General features: G+C 58.0%; 20 protein-coding genes and 1 riboswitch. Of the genes, 8 read left to right on the forward strand and 12 right to left on the reverse strand.

Features of this window, described 5'->3' with window-relative positions; genetic code table 11:
- Positions 1 to 24 precede the first annotated feature (24 nt).
- Positions 25 to 1,248 (forward strand): argininosuccinate synthase, encoded by a 1,224-nt coding sequence (locus tag AB8880_10050; GenBank protein XDZ65262.1) that lies wholly within the window; start codon positions 25 to 27, stop codon positions 1,246 to 1,248.
- 24 nt (positions 1,249 to 1,272) lie between these two features.
- Here the strand turns inward: AB8880_10050 and AB8880_10055 are convergent, their stop codons facing one another.
- Positions 1,273 to 1,509 carry a hypothetical protein gene (locus tag AB8880_10055; protein ID XDZ65263.1) on the reverse strand — a complete coding sequence of 79 codons (237 nt, stop codon included), beginning with the start codon at positions 1,507 to 1,509 and terminating at the stop codon, positions 1,273 to 1,275.
- A gap of 200 nt (positions 1,510 to 1,709) precedes the next feature.
- Between AB8880_10055 and AB8880_10060 the strand changes: the two genes are divergently transcribed.
- Positions 1,710 to 2,309, forward strand: coding sequence for a superoxide dismutase (locus AB8880_10060; protein ID XDZ65264.1), 600 nt, complete (start codon positions 1,710 to 1,712; stop codon positions 2,307 to 2,309).
- Positions 2,310 to 2,394: 85 nt separating this feature from the next.
- Positions 2,395 to 3,846 carry an NAD-dependent succinate-semialdehyde dehydrogenase gene (locus AB8880_10065; GenBank protein XDZ65265.1) on the forward strand — a complete coding sequence of 484 codons (1,452 nt, stop codon included), beginning with the start codon at positions 2,395 to 2,397 and terminating at the stop codon, positions 3,844 to 3,846.
- A 151-nt stretch (positions 3,847 to 3,997) separates the two neighbouring features.
- On the opposite strand, the gene AB8880_10070 is transcribed toward AB8880_10065, so the two are convergent.
- Both AB8880_10070 and AB8880_10075 read right to left on the reverse strand, forming a co-directional pair.
- Positions 3,998 to 4,240, reverse strand: coding sequence for a hypothetical protein (locus tag AB8880_10070; protein XDZ65266.1), 243 nt, complete (start codon positions 4,238 to 4,240; stop codon positions 3,998 to 4,000).
- On the reverse strand, positions 4,240 to 4,533 hold the full coding sequence (locus AB8880_10075; GenBank protein ID XDZ65267.1) for a hypothetical protein: 294 nt from the start codon (positions 4,531 to 4,533) through the stop codon (positions 4,240 to 4,242). Before AB8880_10075 ends, AB8880_10070 begins: the two co-directional genes overlap by 1 nt.
- A gap of 439 nt (positions 4,534 to 4,972) precedes the next feature.
- On the opposite strand from AB8880_10075, the gene AB8880_10080 reads away from it, so the two are divergent.
- Positions 4,973 to 6,403 carry a DNA methyltransferase gene (locus AB8880_10080; GenBank protein ID XDZ65268.1) on the forward strand — a complete coding sequence of 477 codons (1,431 nt, stop codon included), beginning with the start codon at positions 4,973 to 4,975 and terminating at the stop codon, positions 6,401 to 6,403.
- Entirely contained in the window at positions 6,400 to 7,533 is a 1,134-nt protein-coding gene (locus AB8880_10085) for a pentapeptide repeat-containing protein (GenBank protein ID XDZ65269.1), read from the forward strand. The genes AB8880_10080 and AB8880_10085 overlap by 4 nt, the downstream gene beginning before the upstream one ends.
- A 5-nt stretch (positions 7,534 to 7,538) precedes the next feature.
- Here AB8880_10085 and AB8880_10090 read toward each other — a convergent pair whose 3' ends face one another.
- Positions 7,539 to 8,402 carry an NAD(P)-dependent oxidoreductase gene (locus AB8880_10090; protein XDZ65270.1) on the reverse strand — a complete coding sequence of 288 codons (864 nt, stop codon included), beginning with the start codon at positions 8,400 to 8,402 and terminating at the stop codon, positions 7,539 to 7,541.
- A 141-nt stretch (positions 8,403 to 8,543) separates the two neighbouring features.
- Here AB8880_10090 and hpt point away from each other — a divergent pair, with 141 nt between their 5' ends.
- Positions 8,544 to 9,080: a hypoxanthine phosphoribosyltransferase gene (hpt, locus tag AB8880_10095; protein ID XDZ65271.1), complete on the forward strand. Its 537-nt coding sequence runs from the start codon at positions 8,544 to 8,546 to the stop codon at positions 9,078 to 9,080.
- An 18-nt stretch (positions 9,081 to 9,098) separates the two neighbouring features.
- On the opposite strand, the gene dddP is transcribed toward hpt, so the two are convergent.
- Both dddP and AB8880_10105 read right to left on the reverse strand, forming a co-directional pair.
- Complete coding sequence (gene dddP / locus AB8880_10100) at positions 9,099 to 10,439, reverse strand: dimethylsulfonioproprionate lyase DddP (GenBank protein ID XDZ65272.1); 1,341 nt, start codon at positions 10,437 to 10,439, stop codon at positions 9,099 to 9,101.
- A 77-nt stretch (positions 10,440 to 10,516) separates the two neighbouring features.
- Positions 10,517 to 11,722 carry an alpha/beta fold hydrolase gene (locus AB8880_10105; GenBank protein XDZ65273.1) on the reverse strand — a complete coding sequence of 402 codons (1,206 nt, stop codon included), beginning with the start codon at positions 11,720 to 11,722 and terminating at the stop codon, positions 10,517 to 10,519.
- A 145-nt stretch (positions 11,723 to 11,867) separates the two neighbouring features.
- Between AB8880_10105 and AB8880_10110 the strand changes: the two genes are divergently transcribed.
- Complete coding sequence (locus AB8880_10110; GenBank protein ID XDZ65274.1) at positions 11,868 to 12,992, forward strand: TauD/TfdA family dioxygenase; 1,125 nt, start codon at positions 11,868 to 11,870, stop codon at positions 12,990 to 12,992.
- On the opposite strand, the gene AB8880_10115 is transcribed toward AB8880_10110, so the two are convergent.
- From AB8880_10115 to gcvT, 6 genes are all read right to left on the reverse strand, one after another.
- Positions 12,982 to 15,633, reverse strand: a complete 2,652-nt coding sequence (locus tag AB8880_10115; protein XDZ65275.1) for a TRAP transporter large permease subunit — start codon at positions 15,631 to 15,633, stop codon at positions 12,982 to 12,984. The genes AB8880_10110 and AB8880_10115 overlap by 11 nt on opposite strands.
- 3 nt (positions 15,634 to 15,636) lie before the next feature.
- Complete coding sequence (locus AB8880_10120; protein ID XDZ65276.1) at positions 15,637 to 16,644, reverse strand: TRAP transporter small permease subunit; 1,008 nt, start codon at positions 16,642 to 16,644, stop codon at positions 15,637 to 15,639.
- 63 nt (positions 16,645 to 16,707) lie between these two features.
- On the reverse strand, positions 16,708 to 17,796 hold the full coding sequence (locus tag AB8880_10125) for a TRAP transporter substrate-binding protein (protein XDZ65277.1): 1,089 nt from the start codon (positions 17,794 to 17,796) through the stop codon (positions 16,708 to 16,710).
- A gap of 253 nt (positions 17,797 to 18,049) precedes the next feature.
- Positions 18,050 to 20,854, reverse strand: coding sequence for an aminomethyl-transferring glycine dehydrogenase (gene gcvP / locus AB8880_10130; protein ID XDZ65278.1), 2,805 nt, complete (start codon positions 20,852 to 20,854; stop codon positions 18,050 to 18,052).
- A 10-nt stretch (positions 20,855 to 20,864) separates the two neighbouring features.
- Positions 20,865 to 21,218 (reverse strand): glycine cleavage system protein GcvH, encoded by a 354-nt coding sequence (gene gcvH, locus AB8880_10135; protein XDZ65279.1) that lies wholly within the window; start codon positions 21,216 to 21,218, stop codon positions 20,865 to 20,867.
- A 69-nt stretch (positions 21,219 to 21,287) separates the two neighbouring features.
- Positions 21,288 to 22,406, reverse strand: coding sequence for a glycine cleavage system aminomethyltransferase GcvT (gcvT, locus tag AB8880_10140; protein ID XDZ65280.1), 1,119 nt, complete (start codon positions 22,404 to 22,406; stop codon positions 21,288 to 21,290).
- Between the two features lie 152 nt (positions 22,407 to 22,558).
- Positions 22,559 to 22,647, reverse strand: a riboswitch (glycine riboswitch).
- An 88-nt stretch (positions 22,648 to 22,735) separates the two neighbouring features.
- Between gcvT and AB8880_10145 the strand changes: the two genes are divergently transcribed.
- Positions 22,736 to 23,533: an ectoine utilization protein EutA gene (locus AB8880_10145; GenBank protein XDZ65281.1), complete on the forward strand. Its 798-nt coding sequence runs from the start codon at positions 22,736 to 22,738 to the stop codon at positions 23,531 to 23,533.
- Positions 23,534 to 23,561 lie beyond the last annotated feature (28 nt).

Here is a 23,561-nt window from a genome sequence, read left to right on the forward strand (position 1 = left end):
CAAAGTTCAGGCTATACGAGCGGCATGACGAGATCCGATGCACCCAAAAAAGTTGTTCTTGCCTATTCCGGCGGGCTTGATACATCCGTAATCCTGCGCTGGCTTCAGGACGCCCACAAGGCTGAAGTCGTGACATTCACCGCCGATATCGGCCAGGGAGAGGATATTGAACCTGCCCGCGCCAAGGCCGAAGCCATGGGCATCAAGGAGATCTATATCGAAGATCTTCGGGAGGAATTCACCCGCGATTACGTCTTTCCCATGTTCCGGGCCAACGCGCTCTATGAAGGGGAATATCTCCTTGGAACTTCCATCGCCCGGCCGCTGATTGCCAGGCGGCAGATTGAGATTGCCCGCGAAGTCGGCGCCGATGCCGTCAGCCACGGGGCCACCGGCAAGGGCAATGATCAGGTGAGATTCGAGCTTGGCTATTACGCGCTTGAGCCTGGCATCAAGGTCATCGCGCCATGGCGGGAATGGGATCTGACCTCGCGCACCCGGCTGATCGAATACGCTGAAAACCATCAGATCAAGATACCCCTTGATAAACGCGGCGAAGCGCCTTTCAGCGTCGATGCCAATCTGCTGCATATCTCAGCCGAAGGCAAGGTGCTCGAGGACCCGTGGGTTGAACCCGAAGAATATGTCTTCAGCCGCACGGTCTCACCCATGGAGGCCCCCGATACGCCCACCGAAATCACCATTGATTTTGCCGGTGGAGACCCGGTTGCCGTCAACGGCCAGACCATGTCGCCGGCAACCCTGCTCGAGGCGCTGAACACCCTTGGCGGGAAGAACGGCATTGGCCGGGTTGACCTCGTGGAAAACCGTTTTGTCGGGATGAAATCCCGCGGCGTTTATGAAACCCCGGGCGGCACGATCCTGCTGAAAGCCCGGCGGGCCATGGAATCGATCACCCTTGACCGCGGCGCCGCCCATGCCAAGGATTCCCTCATGCCCCGCTACGCCGAGCTTGTCTATAACGGCTTCTGGTTTGATCCTGAACGTGAGATGCTGCAGAAAGCCATCGACGCGACCCAGGGCATGGTGACCGGCACGGTGAGGCTCAAACTCTACAAGGGCAATGTTATCGTGACCGGGCGGAAATCACCCCACTCACTCTATCATCCCGATCTGGTGACGTTTGAAGATGGCACGGCCGATTACAATCAGGCGGATGCGCATGGTTTCATCCGCCTCAATGCACTTCGCCTCCGGGTTGCCCGAATGTCCCAGGGGCCGAAATAGCCAAGCGACAAAGCCAGCCTGCCCTTATTTAGAAGAAGCCTCACGGCAGACTTCAGGCGCGATGGTGCCGTCGGTGTTCACCTGCTTGAGGTAGACATTCCCTGAGGGCGCAAACGCAAAGCCCGTATCCCTCAGCCCGGTATCACAGGTTTTCGCCGCCACGAACCTGTATTCGGCCATTCCGTTGCTGTGCTTGCTGAATTCCTTCATCTCTTCGGTCGGGAAGAGAAACAGCCCCAGCGCAAGAACCAGTATCGGCATTTTATATCCTTTCAGACAGGAAAGTTTATGGAAGATCAAGTATCATTATTTCCGCAAAAAGAGGCAAAAAGTCTTCCAGATTGCGGCGAAATAAAGAAACGCCCCTTTTCCTGTGGCCTGTTTCCCCATATATATTGAGAAGACACATGGCCATCAGGTCATCCCCTTAAACATAAGAGACCCAACACAAGGAAAATGCTATGGCTTTTGAACTCCCCGATCTTCCTTATGCTTACGATGCGCTGGCCGCCGGCGGCATGAGCAAGGAAACCCTGGAATTCCATCACGACCTGCACCACAAGGCGTATGTCGATAACGGCAACAAACTGCTTGAAGGCTCCGGGCATGAAGGCAAATCCCTCGAAGAGATCGTCGCCGCCACCTATGATGCTGGCGCGCTGGTCCAGTCCGGTCTTTTCAACAACGCCTCGCAGCACTGGAACCACATCCAGTTCTGGGAAATGATGGGCCCCGAAGGCCGCGCCATGCCATCCGAGCTTGAAAAGGCACTGGTGGACAATTTCGGCTCGGTCGATGCCTTCAAGGAAGCCTTCTGTGCCGCCGGTGCGGGCCAGTTCGGTTCAGGCTGGTGCTGGCTTGTTCAGGATAAGGACGGCAGCCTCAAGGTGACCAAGACCGAAAACGGCGTCAACCCGCTCTGCTTCGGCCAGAAGACTCTTCTTGGCTGCGATGTGTGGGAGCATTCCTACTATATTGATTTCCGCAACAAACGTCCTGCCTATCTGACCAATTTCCTCGACAATCTGGTCAACTGGGAAAATGTTGCCTCGCGCATGTAGGCGCCGCCGATACCCGGACTTCAAGGGGGGAGTTCTCCCTCCCCTCTGCTCTTTGTTGATCTTGCGTTCCTGAAGGAGACTCTCCATGAAACTGAACGATACGGCACTTTTGAAAACAGCCAGCTATGTTGGCGGGGAATGGCTTGACGCTGGCGGGAAGACTTTCCCGCTCAACAACCCGGCCACCGGCGAGAAACTCGCGGATATCGCCGATCATGGCGCCGAAACAATCCGCCAGGCCATCGACAGGGCCGCCGCCGCCCAGAAGGAATGGGCCGCCCGCACCGCCAAGGACAGGGCCATGCTGATGCGCGGCTGGTTCAACCTGATCATGGAAAATCAGGAAGATCTGGCGCAGATCATCACCGCTGAAATGGGCAAGCCGCTGGCCGAGGCCCGGGGCGAGGTGGCCTATGGTGCCTCGTTCATTGACTGGTTTGCCGAAGAAGGCCGCCGCATCACTGGTGATATCCTTCAGCCTCACATGACCGATAAGCGCCTGATGGTGCTCAAGCAGCCCATCGGCGTGGTCGGGGCGATCACCCCGTGGAATTTCCCCAACGCGATGATCACCCGCAAGATCGCGCCGGCGATTGCCGCCGGTTGCGCGGTGGTGCTCAAGCCCGCGGAACAGACGCCTCTGTCGGCGCTGGCGCTGGCGGAGCTGGCGGATCGCGCGGGTCTTCCCGCCGGGGTGATCAACATCGTCAACGGCATGGATGCGCCGGCCATGGGGCTTGAGCTGACCACCAACCCGATTGTCCGCAAGGTGACTTTCACCGGCTCGACGGAAGTCGGCCGCATCCTGATGAAGCAATCCGCGGATACGATCAAGAAAGTCAGTCTTGAGCTTGGCGGCAATGCCCCGCTGATCATCTTTGATGATGCCGATATCGAGGTCGCCGTGCGGGAGACGCTGGCCTCGAAATTCCGCAACGCGGGCCAGACATGTGTCTGCGCCAACCGGATCTTTGTGCAGGTGGGGATCTATGATGATTTCGCCGCCGCGCTGACGGAGAAGGTCAGCGCCATGAAGGTCGGCAACGGCGCCGAGGATGGTGTTTCCACCGGCCCGCTGATTGATGCGCAGGGGCTGGCCAAGGTTGAACGTCATGTTGCCGACGCGCTGGGCAAGGGGGCGCAAGCCACCACCGGCGGCGGCAGGCATGATCTCGGGCTCACCTTCTTCACGCCGACGGTGCTCACCGGCATGACCACCGACATGCAGATCTTCACCGAAGAGACCTTCGGCCCGGTGGCGCCGCTCTTCCGGTTTGAGACCGAAGAGCAGGTGGTTGCCATGGCCAATGATACGATCTTTGGCCTTGCGGGGTATTTCTTCGCCCGGGATATGGCGCGCGTCTGGCGAGTTGCCGAGGCGCTCGAATACGGGATTGTTTCGGTCAATACGGGTATTTTCTCCAATGAGATCGGGCCGTTTGGCGGGGTCAAGCAATCCGGGATCGGGCGTGAGGGCTCGAAATACGGGATCGACGATTTCCTTGAGATGAAATACGTCTGCCTCGGCGAGATCTGAGGCACCCTGGCCGCCTCCCTCGAACAGGAGCGCGGCCATCCCACAAATGGACAATCAAAGACAAGCCGAAAGGCGGCGCATCCATGCCGCCTTTTTCAATTACACGGAATCCTTTAAGAAGAAATGTTCGCCCAAATAGGCGGCACGTCTTTTATTTGTCGTTTCCGTTCCAGGTGAAGATAGACGTGTAATCTGTATAGACTTCTCCATCCGTTTGATGACGGTAGGATGCAAGATTGTGCCGAAGCTCGTCATTGTCGTAGCGAATACCATTCATCGGGCGAACAATGAACAATGTATAGGTCATGAATTCAATCAACACACCAGTATCTCGCTCGGCGATTTCCTTTGCGCCATGGGCAATGAAAATGTCGCGCAATTCTTCGAATGTCACTATGCGGCGTCAGACGTCCAAGACATGACTCCAGCAAAACCAGAATATGGAGTTCCGACAATATTGATATCTTTGGTATCTGCTCCCTTGAACAGGTAGGATTTGGTTTCTTCTGTCGGATACCACTTGCCGCCCAAAATCTCGGATAGTTGCTGGGAGACTTCTTCGATGGCGTCGTTCAAGTCATGCGAAGTTACCAGTAGCCATCCAGCCTTTTTGTCTGCGGCTTGAAAACCATGGCCGTTTTGAAGTTTCGTATATGCCACCGAAGCCGTATTCAGTTTCTGTGTCATGGTTGTGTTTCCCAAATTGGTTTTGCGCACAGTCAAGGAGAACATATATAAATGAATTGTGCTTTTCCGCGTCTAAACACGCTCTTATGTTGCTTGAGCAACACTGTATTAATAATATAAGTTGAAAAATAACACGTTGTCAATGACCCACCAAGAGCAGTGGCATCACGTCAAGATCAATGACTTCAATCATGCTGATCCTTCCTTTCCTGCCCCGGGCACCTTCTGATCGCCATCTTATTCGGTACTGGATATCAGCGCATCCGTGCCGCCTTTTTTGGTGGGGCAATGGCTGGCAGCCTGCCCTCGCCTCATGGTTGACATGGCCCGGAGAAAAGGGGAGATTACCCCTTAAGAATAACCTGCGCGATGCCATTCTGTTCCGCGCTTCCCCCATTGATGTTCCGGAAGCCCATCCCGCCATATAAGGGAGAGGGCCATGCCCGACGCGAAGCCCAATGCGCTCCATTACGGCGATTGCCTTGATATTCTTCCCACCATTCCTGATGCTTCGGTTGATCTCATCTATCTTGATCCGCCGTTCAATTCCAACGCCAATTACAACATGCTGTTCGGCGCCGAGCAGGGGGAAGATACAGCGCAGATCCAGGCTTTCACGGATACATGGTATTGGCGGCCGGATCATGAGGACGTGTATTCTGACCTGATGTTGCGGGGCGGCACCCTTGGCAACACCACCGAAGCCCTGATGCAGATACTCGGCCGCTGCGGTATGCTGGCCTACCTGTTTTTCATGATGCAACGGCTGATACTGATGAAACGTGTGCTTAAGCAAACAGGTTCCATCTATCTGCATTGCGACCCCAAGGCCAGCCACTACCTGAAGATCATCATGGATGCTGTTTTCGGGCAACTTAACTTTATCAATGAAATAATTTGGCATTACCAAACGGGTGGAGGATCAAAAAGGTGGTATGCCAAGAAGCATGACACAATCCTTTTTTATGCTATGGGGGAAAAATACACCTTTAATTATGCCCATGACCTCTTACAAGTAAGGCGTGGCGAGGGGGCTATTGCCCGAGCCGCAAACCCGACTGGAGCAAGGTTATCGGCAGATGATACAACAAAAACCGCAATGAGTGTCTGGACCGATATAAACGCCCTTAATTCCCAAGCCAAGGAACGCCTAGGCTACCCGACCCAGAAACCGCTCGCATTATTGAACCGTATCATCAGCGCTTCCAGCAATGAAGGCGATGTGGTGCTTGATCCTTTCTGCGGTTGCGGAACAACGGTGGATGCGGCCGAAGCGCTCGGGCGGCGCTGGATCGGCATTGATATATCCTGCCTTGCCATCAATGTGATCCTTGAACGGCTGGAAAACATCCATGGCAAGAAAGCGCTCGACAAGATCGAGGTTTCCGGCATTCCACGTGACCTTGCCGGGGCGGAAAAAATGTTCCGGCGTGATCCCCTTGAATTTGAACGCTGGGCGGTTGGCCTGATCAGGGGCCGCCCCAACGACAGGCAGAGAGGTGACGGGGGCAGCGATGGAGAATTGCGCTTTTATAGCCGTGATAACGACAGGCCCCAGCGCGGCATCATTTCCGTCAAGGGCGGGCAAACCCTCACCCCTTCCATGGTGAATGAACTTGAAGGCGCTGTCACAAAATTCAACGCGGACATGGGCGTGCTGATCACTCTCCGCACGCCGACCAGGGGGATGATTGAAACGTCAAACCAGTTCGGATTATGGGAAGATACCTTTACCGGCAATTCATACCCCCGCATCCAGATTATCACGATCAGGGAATTGCTGGACGGGCAGTCACCCAACATGCCCAGCGTGATAAATCCCTATCTCAAGGCCAGCCACCGGCATGATACACAGATGGAACTGGTATGAACCTGAAAAAGCGCCTCAACTCACCCCTTTTTTATTTGGCATTGGCCGCAGGAATTATAGCTGCCATTTCTTGGTATTTGATTGCCTGTCCACCTGACTGGCTGTGGCGCGATGGGGCTGGGAATGTTGAAATTCTGCGGGGGGCGATCCTTGCTCTTGGTCTGATCGGCGGTTTTTATGGCCTTATACTTGCCACACAGCGCCAGAATACTTTTCAAAAACAGACCGAAAACGCCCATGAGCAACTCTTCAACGAAAGGTTGGGGCGTGGCGCACAACTTCTTGCTCAAAAGAAGCACATCACCTTGCGCCTTTCCGGGTTGCGCTTGCTTGAAGATCTGGCCGAAACATCATCACAAGATCAACGAAAACTGATCGCCCGGATGCTTCATGATTTTATCTGCCAGAAATGCCAGCTTCGATATGAGAAAGAAGGTGAAGGTGAAAGCGAGGATAAAGGAAACCTGCTCCCGCGACGGCCACGATCAAAACATATGGATACTGAACTTGCAATCAAGGCCGTTATCAAGGTTGCAGAAAAGGCCGAAATGTCAGGGGAGGACATTCCCTTTAATCGACTTGATTTCAGAGGTCTGTATTTTGAAAATATTACAACATCACTGGGATTGGATTTTCGCAGTGCAAAGATGGAATCTTGCCGGTTTAAAAACGTAAATATCCCAAATACGGATTTCAGTTATGCAAATCTCGAAAACGCAACCTTTGAGATAGCAAATTTGACTGGATCAAAATTTATTTTAACCAATCTCAACGGAACTCAATTTGGCACTTTATTCATCGACGTTGCCCCTGATGAACCCGGCGAGATGGTTAACCTTATCAAAGATAATGGTCGAATTATACAAGCCAAATATCAATCCGCCGATCTCTCCGGTTGTAAGTTTGAAAAAAAATTTGTATCAGCATCTGTGTATCTGGACGATGCAACCTTCCATCAAGACAAACCACCTCTAAATCTTGACTCGCCAGCATTTATGGATTGCAACGCCTATAGGTGGGAAAAAGGAAGCGACGGGTCTATACACCCCAGATACATCAAATCTGATCAAAGATATTCAAGGCAATGGATCAACATCCCGACGCCGCCTCCCGAAAAAGAAGACGCGTAACCCCCCTACCGCAGCCGCCGGATGAGCGCGGAGGTATCGTTGCGGCCATGGCCCGCGGCCGAAAGCTCCTTGTAATACTCCAGCACCTGCCGCGTGATCGGCAGCGCGGCCCCGTTCTCCCCGGCCTCATCAAGGCAGATCCCCAGATCCTTGATCATCCAGTCCAGCGCGAAGCCGAAATCGAACTCACCCGCCACCATCGTCCGGCCGCGATTGACCATCTGCCATGATTGCGCCGCCCCGCCGGAAATCGTATCAAGCACCGCCTCCATATCAAGCCCCGCGCGCATCCCGAAATCCAGCGCCTCCGAAAGCCCCTGCACCAGCCCCGCAATACAGATCTGGTTGACCATCTTGGCCTGCTGGCCCGCCCCGGCGCCGCCGATATGCGTCACCGTCCGGCCATAGGCGCGGATCACCGGCTCGGCCCGGGCAAAGATTTCCGCCTCGCCGCCGCACATGACGGTCAGGATGCCGCCTTCCGCCCCCGCCTGCCCGCCGGAGACCGGCGCATCGATAAAACCGAGGCCAAGCGCCGAAGCCGAAGCCGCAAGCTCCCGCGCGACATCCGCCGAAGCGGTGGTATTGTCGATGAAAATGCTGCCCTTCTCCATCGCCGCGAACGCCCCGTCCGGGCCGGTGGTCACCTCACGCAGGTCCTTGTCCGCGCCGACGCAAGAAAAGACGAATTCCGCCCCGGCCGCCGCCGCCGCCGGTGTCGCCGCCGTCTTGCCGCCATGTTCATCCGCCCAGGCCCCGGCCTTCGCCGCCGTGCGGTTATAGACCGTCACGTCATGCCCCGCCGCCTTGAGATGCCCTGCCATGGGATAGCCCATGACACCCAGACCAATAAACGCGACCTTTGCCATCTTTTCCGCCTTTCCGATTTATGCTGCTGATACGGCTTGCCGCATTGTGCCGGAGCATCCCGGGCTTTTCAAGCATGGCTTCGCCGCCGCGCTTTTGGTATAAGAGGGACGATGCGTTTTTTCAGGGAGCAATAAAGGACCATGGCCAGCGACTACGAGATCGATATCCTCATCCCTGAAAGCCAGATCACCGCCCGGGTCAACGCCATGGCGCGGGAGATCAACCATCATTACAGCGGCACGCCGAAACTGGTGGTGGTGGGGCTATTGCGCGGCTCCTTCATGTTCATCGCCGATCTGGTGCGCCGCCTTGATCTGCCCGTTGAAGTCGATTTCATGACGGTATCGAGCTATGGCCATGGCATGGTTTCATCCCGCGAGGTGCGCATCCTCAAGGATCTGGATGGCGAGGTGGAGGATGTCGATGTGCTGGTGGTTGAAGATATTGTCGATACCGGCTACACGCTTTCGCAGGTGCTCAGCATTCTCGGCACCCGCAAGCCCCGAAGCCTTGAGGTCTGCTGCCTTCTCAACAAGCCCTCCCGCCGCGAGGTCGCGGTCGAGGTGCGCTGGACAGGTTTTGAAATCCCCGATGAATTCGTGGTCGGCTATGGCATCGACTACGCGGAGAACAACCGCAACCTGCCGCATATCGGCAAGGTCCGGATGATCACCTGACCGCCCTTGAGGCGTTGATCACCTGCCCATCAGGCGGTCGTCAAACGGATACCGGGTGAGGTTTTCATACCCGTCCTCAGTGATCAGCACCTGATCTTCAAGCTTGATGGAAAACTCCCCGCCCTCGCGGCTGACCAGCGCCTCGACGCAGAGCACCATCCCGGGCTTGAGCTCATGATCAAACGCGCCGTCGACGAACTGGTCGGGATAGGCGATCAGCGGCCATTCATCGCACAGCCCGACGCCATGGAACTTGCAGGAATATTTCTGCTTCTGGTAGAGCGCCGGCAGATGATGCCCGTTATGGGTCAGCTCGGTGAACGTCACCCCGGGTTTCAGCATCTCCATATTCGTCTGGATATGCTCATGGGCAAGGCGGTAGTCTTCGATCATCTCGGCGCTCGGCGCGCCGTCGCCCAGAAACCAGGTCCGGGAGATATCCGAACAGATGCCATAGCACCCCACCAGATCGGTATCAAAGGCCAGAATCTCGTTATTCTGCACCACCCGCGGGCCACATTCCTGAAACCACGGATTGGTGCGCGGGCCGGAGGCCAGAAGGCGGGTTTCGATCCACTCACCCCCACGGCGGATATTTTCCGCATGCAGATAGGACCAGATATCGTCTTCGGTCATGCCCGGGGCAGCGGCGGCTTCCATGGCATGGACCGATTGCTCGCAGGCATGCATCGCGCAGCGCATGGCAAGGATATCATCCTTGCCCTTGATGACGCGGGCATGCTCCATCACGACTTCGCCTTCTTCAACCGTCAGCCCTTCGGCTTCAAGGGCGCGGAGCCCGGCAACCATGATTTTGTCCACGGCAAGACGGGTGTTTTCCCCTGCCCGCTCACGGAGGAGCGAACGTATCTCGGCGGCGAAATCACGGGCGGCGACGGCGGTCCTGTCGCCATTGGCGAAATAGAACATCGACGCGCCGGAGCGGACTTCCTGCACCAGCGGGTTATGCGCCGCTAGAAAGGGAGAGTTCTTGTAATCCCACAGAATCATATATCCGTCCGCCGTGACCAGACAGGCGCGGAACGGGTTATGGGTGTTCCAGAGCTGCATATTGGTAGAATCGGTGGCATAGCGGATATTGAGGGGGTCGAACAGCAGCACGCCAGCCAGGTCATGCTGATGCAGCTGGGCGAGAATACGGTCAAGATGGAACTGCCGCAGGCCCACAAGGTCAGGTGCGGTCAGCCCGGCTTCTTCCCATTCCGCAAAGGCAAGAGGCGTCGGCCCGATCTCGATACGGTCATTATCCCGCGGGGATCCATCGGGCATGAGGGCCGCCGAGGCCGCCGGACGGGAGGGATCAATCTTGCGCTGGTCGCGCATATGGATGGAATTCATCTCACCACCTCATTTCAGGATCATTTCCGTTTACGCTAGGTGAAATTTCACCGGCGTCAATTGTTAAATGTGTCCTCTTACTGAAGTTCGGTCTCGATATCAGCTTCCGCCTCCAGGGTCCGATGTACCGGGCATTTATTGGCAATATCAAAAAGATAGTCCCGCTGGCTTTCATCAAGCGCCCCTTCAAGCACCAGCCTGCGACTGAAGATATCTTTTTTCTCCTTGCCTTCGCCTTCCTTGCGGTGGAGCACCTCAACCTCGCAATTTTCGAGCGGCCATCCCTTGCGCTGGGCAACCAGCCTGATCGTGATGGCGGTACATGCCCCAAGCCCGGCCTTGAGAAAATCATAAGGCGCAGGTCCGCTGTCAAGCCCGCCGGTTATGCGCGCGGGTTCATCGACGCGAAGCCGATGCGTGCCGATGCTGATATCATGGGCGAAAATCCCGTCCGGACTCGACCGGACAAGAACAGCCTCCGGATCTGATCCGGCGCGCCCCGCTTCATCGCCCCCCAGTTCATCACCAAGGCAGCGCGAGGCCCAGGCCGCGATCACTTTTGCCGCAAAGGCGCTGTCCTTTTTGCGGGTCAGCAGGTGATCCGCCGTATCAAGGGAGACGAACGATTTCGGATGTCTTGCCGCGGCGAATATCCGGGTTGCGTTGTCGATCTTCACGATCTCGTCCTCCGGCGCATGCATCACCAGAAGATCGGCCTGAAGCCGGGCAAGAACAGCCGGAGCATCCTGTGCCAGCAGATCATCGACAAAAGACTTGCCGATCCGGATGGGACGCCCGCCGATCACAACCTCGGCAATGCCGATAGCCTCAATCGCCGGGATCGCATCTGCGAAAAGATGGCGGACATGCGCCGGGTCCGCCGGTGCTCCAATGGTTGCGACGCCGCGGACCGACGGAACTGAAGCCGCCGCGGCCAGCACCGCCGCGCCGCCCAGGCTATGGCCGATCAAGAGATCAGGCGCCGCGTAATTATCCTCAAGCCACGCCGCCGCCGCCACGATATCATCGATATTGGCGGTAAATCCGGTATCTTCAAAACTTCCTTCGGATTGCCCGAGGCCGGTAAAATCAAGGCGCAGGACGCCAATCCCCTCCATGGCCAGATACTGGGCAACGCGGGCAGCGGCGAGGCTGTCCTTGGAACAGGTGAAACAATGGGCAAAAACCGCCCAGCCGCGATGCGCACCAAGGGCGTAGTCGAGCCGGGCTGCCAGGGGAACACCCTCCCGGTTCATGAAGGTGATGGTTTCGGTCTTGGGCATGGCGGCCTCCTTCGTTTCTCCCTCTATGGTAGCAGAATGGGGGCCGGGTGCAAAAAAAATCACCCCGCCCGGGTGCGGGCTTGCCAGATGGGGTTCTTTTGCGCCATGCTCAGGGGCAGACCGCAAAGAGGTTATGGAGAGACGAATGACCAAATTGATCGACGCCAGAACAGAGGACGGCGCTGTTCATCTTACCTTTGACGATGCCACATCATCCGGCTTTCCCTTTTTCTGGTTGCGTGACCACGCCCAGGATGACGAAAGCTGGGATCATCGCAGTCACCAGCGGGAATTTTTCACCGCCGCGGCGGATCCGGATATCAGCCCGTCCGACGTGCAGCTCGATGCCGATGGCAGCAATCTGATGATGTCCTGGCCTGATCAGCGCGGACCGATCTCTTATCCCGCAAGTTTTCTCTACCGCTTTGCCCGGGCCGAAACCGATCTTTCCGCCCCGCGCCATATCTGGGATGCCGGCACGGCTGACCGCAAGGGCCTGCTCGTTCCATGGCAGGAGATCACGAGCAATTCCTCCCTCACCGATGATGGCCGGAAAAGGCTTCTGGAAACCATCCATACCCATGGCTTTGCCGTGCTGGACAATGTCCCTGTCGGGCAGGAAAGCGTCGCCGCGGTTGCCCATGCCATCGGCTATGTGCGTGAGACGATCTTCGGGGGGCTCTGGGAATTTGCCGCCAATGAAGGCATGGATGACAGCGCCTATACGCCGAAAGAGCTCCGCCCCCATACCGATGGCACCTACAGCCATGATGCGCCGGGGCTTCAGCTCCTGCTCTGCTGCGAATACGATGCCGAAGGCGGGGATTCAATCATGGTGGACGGGTTCGCCATCTATCGGTGGATGCAGGAAAACGCCCCTGAGGCGCTGGCGGATCTCAGCCGCATCAATGTTCCGGGGCAGTATATTGGCGACGGGGTTGTTCTGCGCGCGGAACGACCTGTTTTCCGGCACGATGCGCGCGGCGAGCTGGCGCAGGTGACCTTCAACAACTATGACCGGGCTCCGTTCCGGCTCAATGATGCGGATATGGCCGGGTTCTACGCCGCCAGCCGTCTCTTTGACCAGAAAGCCAACGATCCCGACATGCAGTGGCGTCAGGTCCTTTCCCCCGGCCAGATGCTGATCTTTGACAACTGGCGGATCCTTCATGGCCGCGCCGCGTTCCGCGGTCACCGCAAGATGGCAGGCTGCTACCTCAACCGCGAGGATTATGAGAGCAGCCTGCGCCGGGTCGGCCTTAGAAGTTAAGCGATATATTCCGGTGCTGCGCAAGACATCCTGAAATCGCCGACGCCTGCTCCTTGGTCAGGCGGTCCTGCTGTCTCAGCCCGATATTGTTCCGGATATCCGCTTCAAACCTTTCGAGTTCGGGCAGCATCGCCACGCCAGCCTGACGTCCCTTGAGATCCTTCTCAAATTCTTTCATCGCCGAGCTCAGCGACTTTCTGGCTTTCGCGGGCTTGGGCTTGCGCTTTCTGATGTCTTTTGTTGCCCCCTCGAGTTTGGAGACGATCTCATCCGTCCCCGCAACTTCGCGCAGCGCCGATATCGCATCCTTGATCGCGTCACGCGCCTCGTCATGGGGGCCGTCATCCGTGATCAGGGCAGGCAGCGCCTCCAGCATGGGCCGCAGGCCGGCCAGCGCATCGGCGTCCTTCAGGGTGGTAATGACATCAATAAGTTCACTATAGGCATCGTCTACCCCGCGCCGGTAGCTGTTCTGCTCCTTTTCCAGCGCTTTCTGCAAGGTTTTGTAGGATTTGTTGACGCTTTTCCATTCCGCCGGGATCTGCGCTTTCATCTCTTCGACCTCGATTTCGAGCGCGTCGATCTTCGCCTGCATGGCCGCCTTGTCTTCTTCGCTGTCGAGCCCGCGGATATCCTTGCCAAGGGTGGTGATCTCACGGTTCAGGCGGCGGATGTCACGCTCGATGTCCCGGACCATTCCATGCACGGGGCGATATTCAACCGATGCCCGCTCAAGTTCAGCTTCAGCCGCACGGATCGCCTCGATCTGGCCGAAGACACCGTTGACAACGTCAACCGTTCCATTGATCTGGCGGCGCACCCCGGCTGGCAATGCGTCGAGATCAAGCGCCGTGACCCTGGCGGCCATGGCTTCGATTTCCGCCCGTTCTTCGGTGTAATAGGAAAAGAGATAATCCTCAAGACATGCCTGCAGCCGCGGGTTTTTCGGTGGCGGCGCGGTCTCGCTGGTCAGGTAGGTGCGGACCGGCAGAAAATTCACCAGCGGCGGGTAGAAACCGACAATGGTCAGCCCCAGCAGCTGGAGCGCGATAAACGGCACCACACCTTTATAGATATCGAGGGTGCGGACCGCGCTCGATGCCACCCCGCGCAGGTAGAAGAGCGCAAAGCCGAAAGGCGGGGTCAGGAAGGATGTCTGGATGTTGAGGCCGATCATCACCCCGAGCCATACCGCCGTCACGTTCGATGATGGATCTGCCAGCAGAATGGGGGAGACAATCGGCACCACCACCACGGCAATCTCGATGAAATCGAGGAAGAACCCGAGCAGGAAAATCACCAGCATGACGACGATGAACTGAGACCAGAATCCCCCCGGCAGGCCGGTGAGGAAATGCTTGACGATCTCCTCCCCGCCAAAGCCGCGGAAGGCGGCGGTCAGCATCGCGGCACCAAGAAGGATGATAAAGACCATCGAGGTGGTCTTGGCGCTTTCCACCATCACCCCGTTGAGCGTGTCCTCGATCTTGAAGGTGCGCCAGAACGACCAGCCCACGGACACCACAAATCCGGCCACCGCAACAATAGCGAGGAAGATACCGAGTTTATCGACGCCGGTCTCGATCGTCCGGATATTGAGGTTGAACATGTTCAAAAGAACAAGGATCGCAACCAGTGAGACAATGGAAAGAATGGCCGGGTAATAGGCGTCTTTCTCGCCTTCACGCAACCGGTATCCTGCCATGATTGTCGCGCCGATGGCGCCGATGGCGCCGGCCTGGTTGACGGTGGCAATACCGGCAATGATTGAACCCAGCACGGCAAAGATCAGCACCAGCGGCGGCACCAGCGCAAGCATCACCTTGGTAAGAAACGCCCGCTCGAGGAGTTTGCCGTCATAAGGCACAGCCGGCGCGGTGGACGGTTTGATCAGCGCCGAGATCAGGATATAGGCCATGTAAAGCCCGACCAGCACAAGCCCGGGCAGAAACGCGCCGAGGAACATGTCGCCAGCGCTGGTGGACACAATATCGAGGCTTGACGGCATCGAAAATTCGCCCGTGGCTTCCTTATAGAGCGACTTGCGTTCCGAGGCGGCCTGATCGGCAGCGCTGGCCAGCTGGTCTGCCAGAATGATCAGCACGATCGATGGCGGAATGATCTGACCAAGCGTGCCCGAGGCACAGATCGTCCCCGTGGCAAGAGGTTTTGAGTAATTGTTGCGCAGCATGGCCGGCAGGGAGATCAGCCCCATCGCGACAACCGTCGCCCCGACAATCCCCGTGGTAGCGGCAAGAAGCGCCCCCACAAAGACAACCGAAATCCCGAGCCCGCCCGGTATCGGCCCGAAGAGCTGGGCCATGGTGACCAGAAGATCTTCCGCAATCCGAGAGCGTTGCAGCATGATACCCATGAAGATGAAAAGCGGAATGGCAATCAGCGTATCTCGCTCCACCTCCCAGTAAATGCCCCTGAAATTGGTGACCCCTGCGGTGAGCCATTCCCAGGGTCCGTCCTGGGTGAAATACGCACCCGAATCCCCGGCAAACATGTATCCCGCCGCACCGGCGAGCAGGATCGTCAGGATCGCCGAGCCCGGCAGGGCAAAGGCCACCGGATAGCCCGAGCCGAGGGCATACATCATGGTCAGAAAAAGAATGGCCAGAAATAGAAGTTCCACGGCTTAGGCCCCCTCTGGATCGGCAGCGGCGTCAGGGTCAGTCCTGTTCATGACCGAAAGGGCATGAAAGAAGTAACTGGTGAACTGCGCCAGCATCGACAAGGCGAAGACAAGCAGGAAGGATGCCATCAGGTATTTGACATACATGCCGAACCCGCTCATCGAGGTTTCAAAATTCAGCATCGGGCTGTTGATCAGACTTGATTTCCCGGCAAGCCCGCGCGTCAGGATCATCCAGCAGAGCGGGATGCCGAAGAACAGCGTTCCGGTGGCATTGACCCAGGCTTTCGTGCGTTCACGGAAAGCGGCGAAAATCACGTCCACCCGGACATGGCCTTCTTCTTTCAGCGTATAGGCACTGGCAAAAAGAAACAGCGACGCATACCAGAACCGGACCAGATCACCCATGAAAGTCTGCTCATAGGCGAAGATGAAGCGCGCCAGCACAATCAGCAGCTCGGCAATCACGACAAGGAAAATCAGCCAGACGACCGAAACCGATTTGTCCCGGAGCCCGATCAGCACCGCCAGCCCCATCAGAGGCAGATGAATATGCATCCCCCGCCAGGAGGAAAGGCCTATCTTGGTGGCGAGATCCTTGTCGAACATCACGGTATGGAGATCCTCCACCCGGAGAAAGGAAAGCACCGCATCCGCCACCCCGATCAGCAGCACCGACCAGAAGGCAATGCGGATGATAGCCGAAGACAACGCATCCATCCGGATTGCATCCGCCTCAAGCGATCCGCGACGCAAAGCATAATATCCGGCGCCGGCAACAGCACCTGCCGCCAGCAGAACCTGAAGCCAGCCGGCACCACTTGCACCACCTTTGGGTGCGTCAAGGCCAAACAGCCCGGCGCTGTCAAGTGTCGGCGCGATCCCGGGCAATCCAAAGGAATAGGTCAGAAAGTTGTTCACAACAAAAGCAAGAGCCAGCCCGACGCTGGCAATTCCGGCAAACCGGCAAATCAGAACAACGAGGGGGTTTAGGAACTGACGGTCACTCATGGTGGGCCTTCTGGAAAAGAACAGAAAAAAGGCGGGGCATGTAACCCCGCCTTTCCGGTAGTGTTAGCCTTCAAGCACCGCGTTACGCTTGAGGACGTATTCCACGTCGTTGAGCTGCTGGTATTCACCAACGGTCTTGCGTGCAGCAACCATGGATTCGTGGATGCGGCGAGCAAGAGCGGAATGCTCGACCACTTCGGCATAGACTTCCGCCGACCCGCGACCAAAGGCTTCATAGACGTCTTCGTTGAATTCACGCACAACGACACCCTGATCATTGACCAGACGCTCGAGCGCCGCGCCGTTCTTGGCGTTGTACTCGGCCATGATGTTGTCGTTCTCTGCCTGGGCGACAGCCGTGATCAGGTTTTGATCGGTCTCGGAGAGCGTGCCCCAGAACGATGCGTTGAAGCCGGCGGCCAGCTGGGATGCCGGCTCATGCATGCCAGGATAGTAGTAGTATTTGGCAGCTTCATAGAACTTCATCGCTTCGTCGTTCCATGGGCCCACCCATTCGGTTGCCTCGATGGCGCCGGAAACCAGGTTTTCGTAGATCTGGCCACCCGGCAGGGAGACAGGGGAGGCACCAAGCTTGGCCATGACGTCACCACCAAGACCCGGGATACGCATCTTCAGGCCCTTGATATCGTCGGCGGAGTTGATTTCCTTGTTGAACCAGCCGCCCCACTGAACGCCGGTATTGCCGCAGGCCAGACACTTGAGGCCAAACTCGCCAGCCAGTTCGTCCCAGAGCTGCTGACCACCCATCCAGTGAATCCAGGCCGTCATTTCCACGTAGCTGAGCCCGAATGGCACGGCGGTGAAATAGGCCCAGCCCGGATGCTTGCCTTTCCAGTAATAGTCCGCGGCATGGTAAGCTTGCGCGTTGCCGGATGCGACTTCATCGAAACTGTCGAAAGCCCCGACACGTTCGCCCGCGGCATAGTAGGTTACCTGGATGCGGCCATCGGATACATCCCCAAGACGGGCAGCAAAACGCTGGGCGCCTGTCCCGAGACCCGGGAAGTCGCGTGGCCAGGTGGATACCATGGCGATCTCGATGCGATCCTGGGCAATAGCAGGCGTAGCAAGCGCGGTAGCTGTTGCCACCCCGCCAATACCAGCCTTAGTCATAAAGTCACGACGTTTCATGTCTTTCTCCTCACCTTAGTTGCGTGCAGCACTCAATGCCGCACCATGTAATGTTGAACCAGCCGTCTTCATCAAGGGAATATCACCTTACCGAATTCAAGCGAAAGCTCGTCATAATCAAGCTATAAATATGTAGCATTCTGTGGCCACGTCAAATCTTTTGCATGCCAAAACGCAAACATGTTTGCCGCAAATGGCTGCAAAAGACTTGATTTGGGGTGGAATCGAGCCGATCAGGCTTCAAAAACCTGATTTATTCGGCAACATCCTTCCATTCATCCACCGATGGGCAGGAGCAATGCAGGTTGCGGTCCCCCCAGACATTGTCGATTCGGCTTACCGGCGGCCAGTATTTATCCGCCATTCCGGCGGGGAATGCCCCGAGTTGCCGGCTATAGGGTCTGTCCCAGGCGGCATCGGTCACCGCTTCGGCTGTATGCGGCGCGTGGACAAGCGGGTTGTTGTCCTTTGGCCAGACGCCTTTGCGTACCTGGTCGATCTCTCCATGAATGGCGATCATGGCATCACAGAACCGGTCCAGTTCATGAAGAGATTCCGATTCCGTCGGCTCGATCATCAGCGTACCGGCAACCGGAAAGGACATGGTCGGCGCATGAAACCCGTAATCCATCAGGCGCTTGGCGATATCCTCGTTGGAAATGCCGGTTTCGTCCTTGATTGAACGGATATCGATAATGCACTCATGGGCCACCAGCCCGTTCTTGCCCGTGTAGAGCACCGGGTAATACTCCTTGAGCCGGGCGGCAATGTAATTGGCGCTCAGGATCGCCACGCTGGATGCCTCTTTCAGCCCTTCCGCCCCCATCATGGCGATATACATCCATGAAATCGGCAGAATGCTGGCACTGCCTTCGGGCGCGGCCGAGACCGCGCTTTCCCCGGTCAGCGGATGGCCGGGCAGAAACGGCGCCAGGTGCTTGGCCACCCCGATCGGGCCGACGCCGGGGCCGCCGCCGCCATGGGGAATGCAGAAAGTCTTGTGCAGGTTGAGATGGCTGACATCCGCACCGAACCCGGGCAGGGATGCAAGCCCGACCAGCGCATTGAGATTCGCCCCGTCCACATAGACCTGCCCGCCCCGATCATGAATGATCTGGCAGATATCGCGGATGGCCTCCTCGAACACGCCATGGGTGGAAGGATAGGTCACCATGAGCGCGGCCAGGTTATCCGCGTGCTCGTCCGCTCTGGCGTTGAGATCCTCGAGATCGACATTGCCATCGCCATCACAGTCCACCACCACGACCTTCATGCCGGCCATCGCCGCGGAGGCCGGATTGGTGCCATGGGCCGAGGCCGGAATAAGACAGACATTGCGATGCCCTTCGTCACGGGACCGGTGCCAGGCACGGATCGCCATCAGCCCGGCAAATTCCCCTTGGGAGCCGGCATTGGGCTGAAGCGACATCGCATCATATCCCGTTGCCGCACAAAGCCAGTTTTCCAGCTCCCTGACAAGATCCCTGTAGCCTTCGGCCTGATCTTCCGGCGCGAAGGGATGCAACTGGCCGAATCCGGGCCAGGTGATGGGGATCATCTCTGCCGTGGCATTGAGTTTCATCGTGCAGGAGCCAAGCGGGATCATGGTCCGGTCAAGCGCCAGGTCCTTATCCGCCATGCGCCGGAGATAGCGGAGCATTTCGGTTTCGGAACGATAGCGGCTGAAAACCGGATGGGCCAGAATTTGCGACCGCCGCCGTAGCGCCGACGGCAGGGCCATCGCTGCCGCGGCCGGCATCTCGGCGCCGAACACCGCCAGCAGCCGCTCGCAGTCATCAAGGCTGGTGGTTTCATCAAGGCTGATCCCCACCGCGCCGTTGGTTTTGCGCAGATTGAACCCGGCGGCCAGTGCCTCAGCCATGACGGCATCGGTCTTCGCGCCTGTTTCCACCATCAGCGTGTCAAAGAACGCCTGATGCCGGAGCCGGTGGCCGGATGCCGTGAGCCCGGCCGCAAGGCGTGAGGTCAGGTCATGGACGCGCCCGGCGATCGCTTTCAGCCCGTCGGCGCCGTGCCATACCGCGTAGAGACCGGCCATGACCGCCAGCAGCACCTGCGCGGTGCAGATATTCGACGTCGCCTTTTCCCGGCGGATATGCTGCTCCCGTGTCTGCAGGGCAAGCCGATAGGCCGGGCGGCCCTGGGTATCGACGGACACGCCGACAAGACGGCCGGGCATGCGGCGCTGGAATTTCTCCCGCGTTGCAAGAAAGGCGGCATGCGGGCCGCCGAATCCCATCGGAACACCGAAACGCTGGGTGGAGCCGACCACGATATCCGCCCCCATCTCCCCCGGCGGGGTGAGAAGCGTAAGCGCCAGAAGATCGGTTGCCACCACCACAAGGCTGCCGGCTTCATGGATCGCGTCAATCTCGGCCGAAATGTCGCGGATGGCACCACTTGATCCGGGATACTGCACCACCACGGCGCTCAGCCCCTCGGGCAGAATATCCCCGGCCGTGCCCTCGGCGATGGAAATGCCGAGCGGCTCAAGCCTCGTCTTCAGGACCGCCACCGTCTGCGGATGGGTGTCGGGGTCCACCATCACCGTGTTGCCGCCCCCGGAGAACCGGTGCGCCATGACCACGGCTTCGGCCACCGCTGTCGCCTCATCGAGCATCGAGGCATTGGCGACATCCATTCCGGTCAGGTCAGCCACCATCGTCTGGAAATTGAGCAATGCCTCAAGCCGACCCTGGCTGATCTCGGGCTGGTAGGGTGTATAGGCGGTATACCAGGCCGGGTTTTCAAGCACGTTGCGGAGGATGACGTTCGGCGTATGGGTGCCGTAATACCCCATCCCGATCATGGAGGTGACCACCTTGTTGCGCGCGGCATATCCGGCGATCTTTTCCAGCGCCTCTTCTTCGCTGAGAGCGGCCGGAATAGGCATCGCATCGTGACGCCGGATCCGGGACGGCACCACCGCATCAATCAGCGCTTCCATCGACGGATATCCAACCACGCCAAGGAGCGTTTCGACATCCCGGGCAGAAGGCCCGATATGACGATCACGGAACATCGATATTTCTGTCATCACCGCCTCCTTACGCGTCAAGAGACGCGGTATAGGCATTCTCATCCATCAGGCCGTCGAGATCACCTTCATCGGCAATCGCGATCTTGAAAAGCCAGGTTTCGGGATTGTCCCCGAGGCTTTCCGGGTTGTCGGCGGCATCGCTGTTGACCGCCACCACTTCACCTGAAACCGGCGCATAGATATCCGATGCGGCTTTGACCGATTCGATCACCGCCACCCCGTCGCCTTTGGTGACACTGCGGCCGACTTCCGGCAGTTCGAGAAAAACGATATCCCCCAAAAGCTCGATCGCATGGGCCGTGATACCGACCTCGCCGCTGGCATTGTCAATCCATTCATGTGTTTCTGCATATTTTTTCATGGCTCTCTCCCTCCATTACCTTGGTGCAGTTTGCATTTCAGTCTTCTTTCTTCCGGTATCAGTTGCCTGCTACCGCCTTTTATATCGATGCGGAACCAGGGGCAGATCAGCAAGGCGCATCGGCACCATTCTGCCCCGGACATCCGCGTTGATGATAGTTCCGGGTATTGCCATCTCGCGTTCGACATATCCCATGGCAACCGGCACCTCGAGCGACGGGCTGAACCCGCCGGAGGTAACCGTGCCCACCTTTCGGCCATCATGGATGAGCGGCGCACCCTCCCGGACGGGCTGGCGCGTCTCCCCGATGAGGCCGACCCGTTTCCGGCCGGGCGGGGTATCGAATTCCGGATTGACCACCCCGGCCCCAGGGTAGCCGCCCTCCTGCCGCCGCCGCTTGTTGATGGCAAAGCCGAGATCGGCGGCAACCGGCGTTGTGGTCTCGTCGATATCATGGCCCCAGAGCGGCAGACCTGCCTCGAGCCTCAGCGAATCCCGCGCCCCGAGACCAGCGGCAGCGACACGTTCATCCGCCATCAGCATATCGGCAAAAGCTTCCACCGCGGCATCGGGCAGGCCGATCTCAAACCCGTCCTCGCCGGTATAGCCGCTCCGGCACAAGGTCAGGGCATGCCCCTGCCAGTCCGTTTGCATGAAATCCATGAAGATCATGCCATCGGTCTCTGGTATCAGCCTGGCCATGACATCCCCCGCCTCAGGCCCTTGCAGGGCCAGCATCGATCTTGCCTTGAGCGGCTCGAGCGTCACCCCGGCAGGAAGCCGTTCGCGGATCCAGGTCAGATCATGTTCCGCCCTTGCGGCATTGACCACCAGAAAGAAATGATCTTCAGCCCGGCTGACCATCAGATCATCGAGGATGCCGCCCTTCTCATCAAGGATGACGCTATATCGCGTCCGCCCCGAAGCAAGCGTCCCTGTATCAAGCGGCAGTATAGTCTCAAGGAAGGTGGCGGCAGCATCGATCCCGGCCCCGGCCCGGATGATTGCCTGCCCCATATGCGAGATATCGAACAGCCCCGCCGACTGGCGGGTGGCGAGATGTTCAGCCTTGATCCCGTCCTTGTACTGGACAGGCAGCATCCAGCCGGCAAAATCCACCAGCCTGCCACCATGTTTCTGGTGCCAGTCGTGGAGTGCCGTCCTGCTCGGCTGCAAAGATGCGGTCATTAGTTTGGTCCCCCAGAACAAACGAAATCATTGCATCCCGATGGATGCAATGCCCCCTCTGTCGCGGAACCTGAGATATTCATCCTGCCGACTGATCGTCGGCGTCGGACTTTCCCCTTCGGTGGACCTTTTCCAGCCTCTTTCCAGAGTGTTCTGATCGACTAGTACGCTTTGCCTGAGAGTTTCCGGGGCGGTTGCTCCTTCGGCGGTGGCTTTTGCCACTCTCTCCCAGCCGACGCTGTGAACGGAAATCATCTTATCTCAATTCCGGTTGACTGCCAAGCGTGATTGATCTGAAATAGTTCAAGATTACGTGAATGAGGTCAGCCATGGCTCTATCTGTGCCGGATGCGGTGGATATCGGGGATCAGGTTCGCCTGGGCAGCGGTCCTGTGAAATATCGTATCGGGCTTGTTGCGCTTTCGACCGATCACATGATCGAAGTCGATTTCGCCCGCCTTCTGCCCCATGAGGATGTCGGGCTTTATGTCAGCCGTGTGGAGTTCATCAATCCCGTGACCGTGGAAAATCTGCGCCGCATGGAGCCGGATATCGCGGCGGCGGCGGCGCTTATCCTGCCGGGGGAAGATCTCGATGCGCTGTGTTATGGCTGCACGGCGGCGTCAGCCACCATCGGCGATGAAGGCATCGATGCGGCCCTCGACAAGGGCAAGCCCGGCACGGTCACCACCAATCCTGCCCGCGCCGCGCTGGCCGCGATGCGCGCGCTGAACGTTGAAAAACTCAGCCTGTTGACCCCCTATCCGGCGGCGGCAAGCCAAGAGGTTGCAACCTATTTTGACCGCCAGGGGGTCCGTATCATAAGTCATCACTGCCTTGGCATCAGCCATGATGTCGACATTGCACGGGTGGAGAGAGCGGCGCTGATCGAGGCGGCGGTAAATGCCTGCCATCCGGAGGCGGAGGCGATGTTTCTCTCCTGTACCGCCCTGCCGGCGGTCTCGGTCATCCCGGCGCTGGAAGATCGCCTTGGCCGCCCCGTCATCTCAAGCAATCAGGCCACCCTGTGGATGGCCCTGCGGCTGGCCGGATGCAGCGCATCTCCGCCGGCAGGCGGCAGGCTTTTCACCCTTGATCTGGCGGCGGCGGACCAGCGCCTGGCCTGATCTCGGCGACTGCCCCGTGACCTGAATA

The sequence above is a fragment of the Alphaproteobacteria bacterium LSUCC0684 genome (assembly GCA_041228335.1).
Lineage (GTDB): Bacteria > Pseudomonadota > Alphaproteobacteria > Puniceispirillales > UBA1172.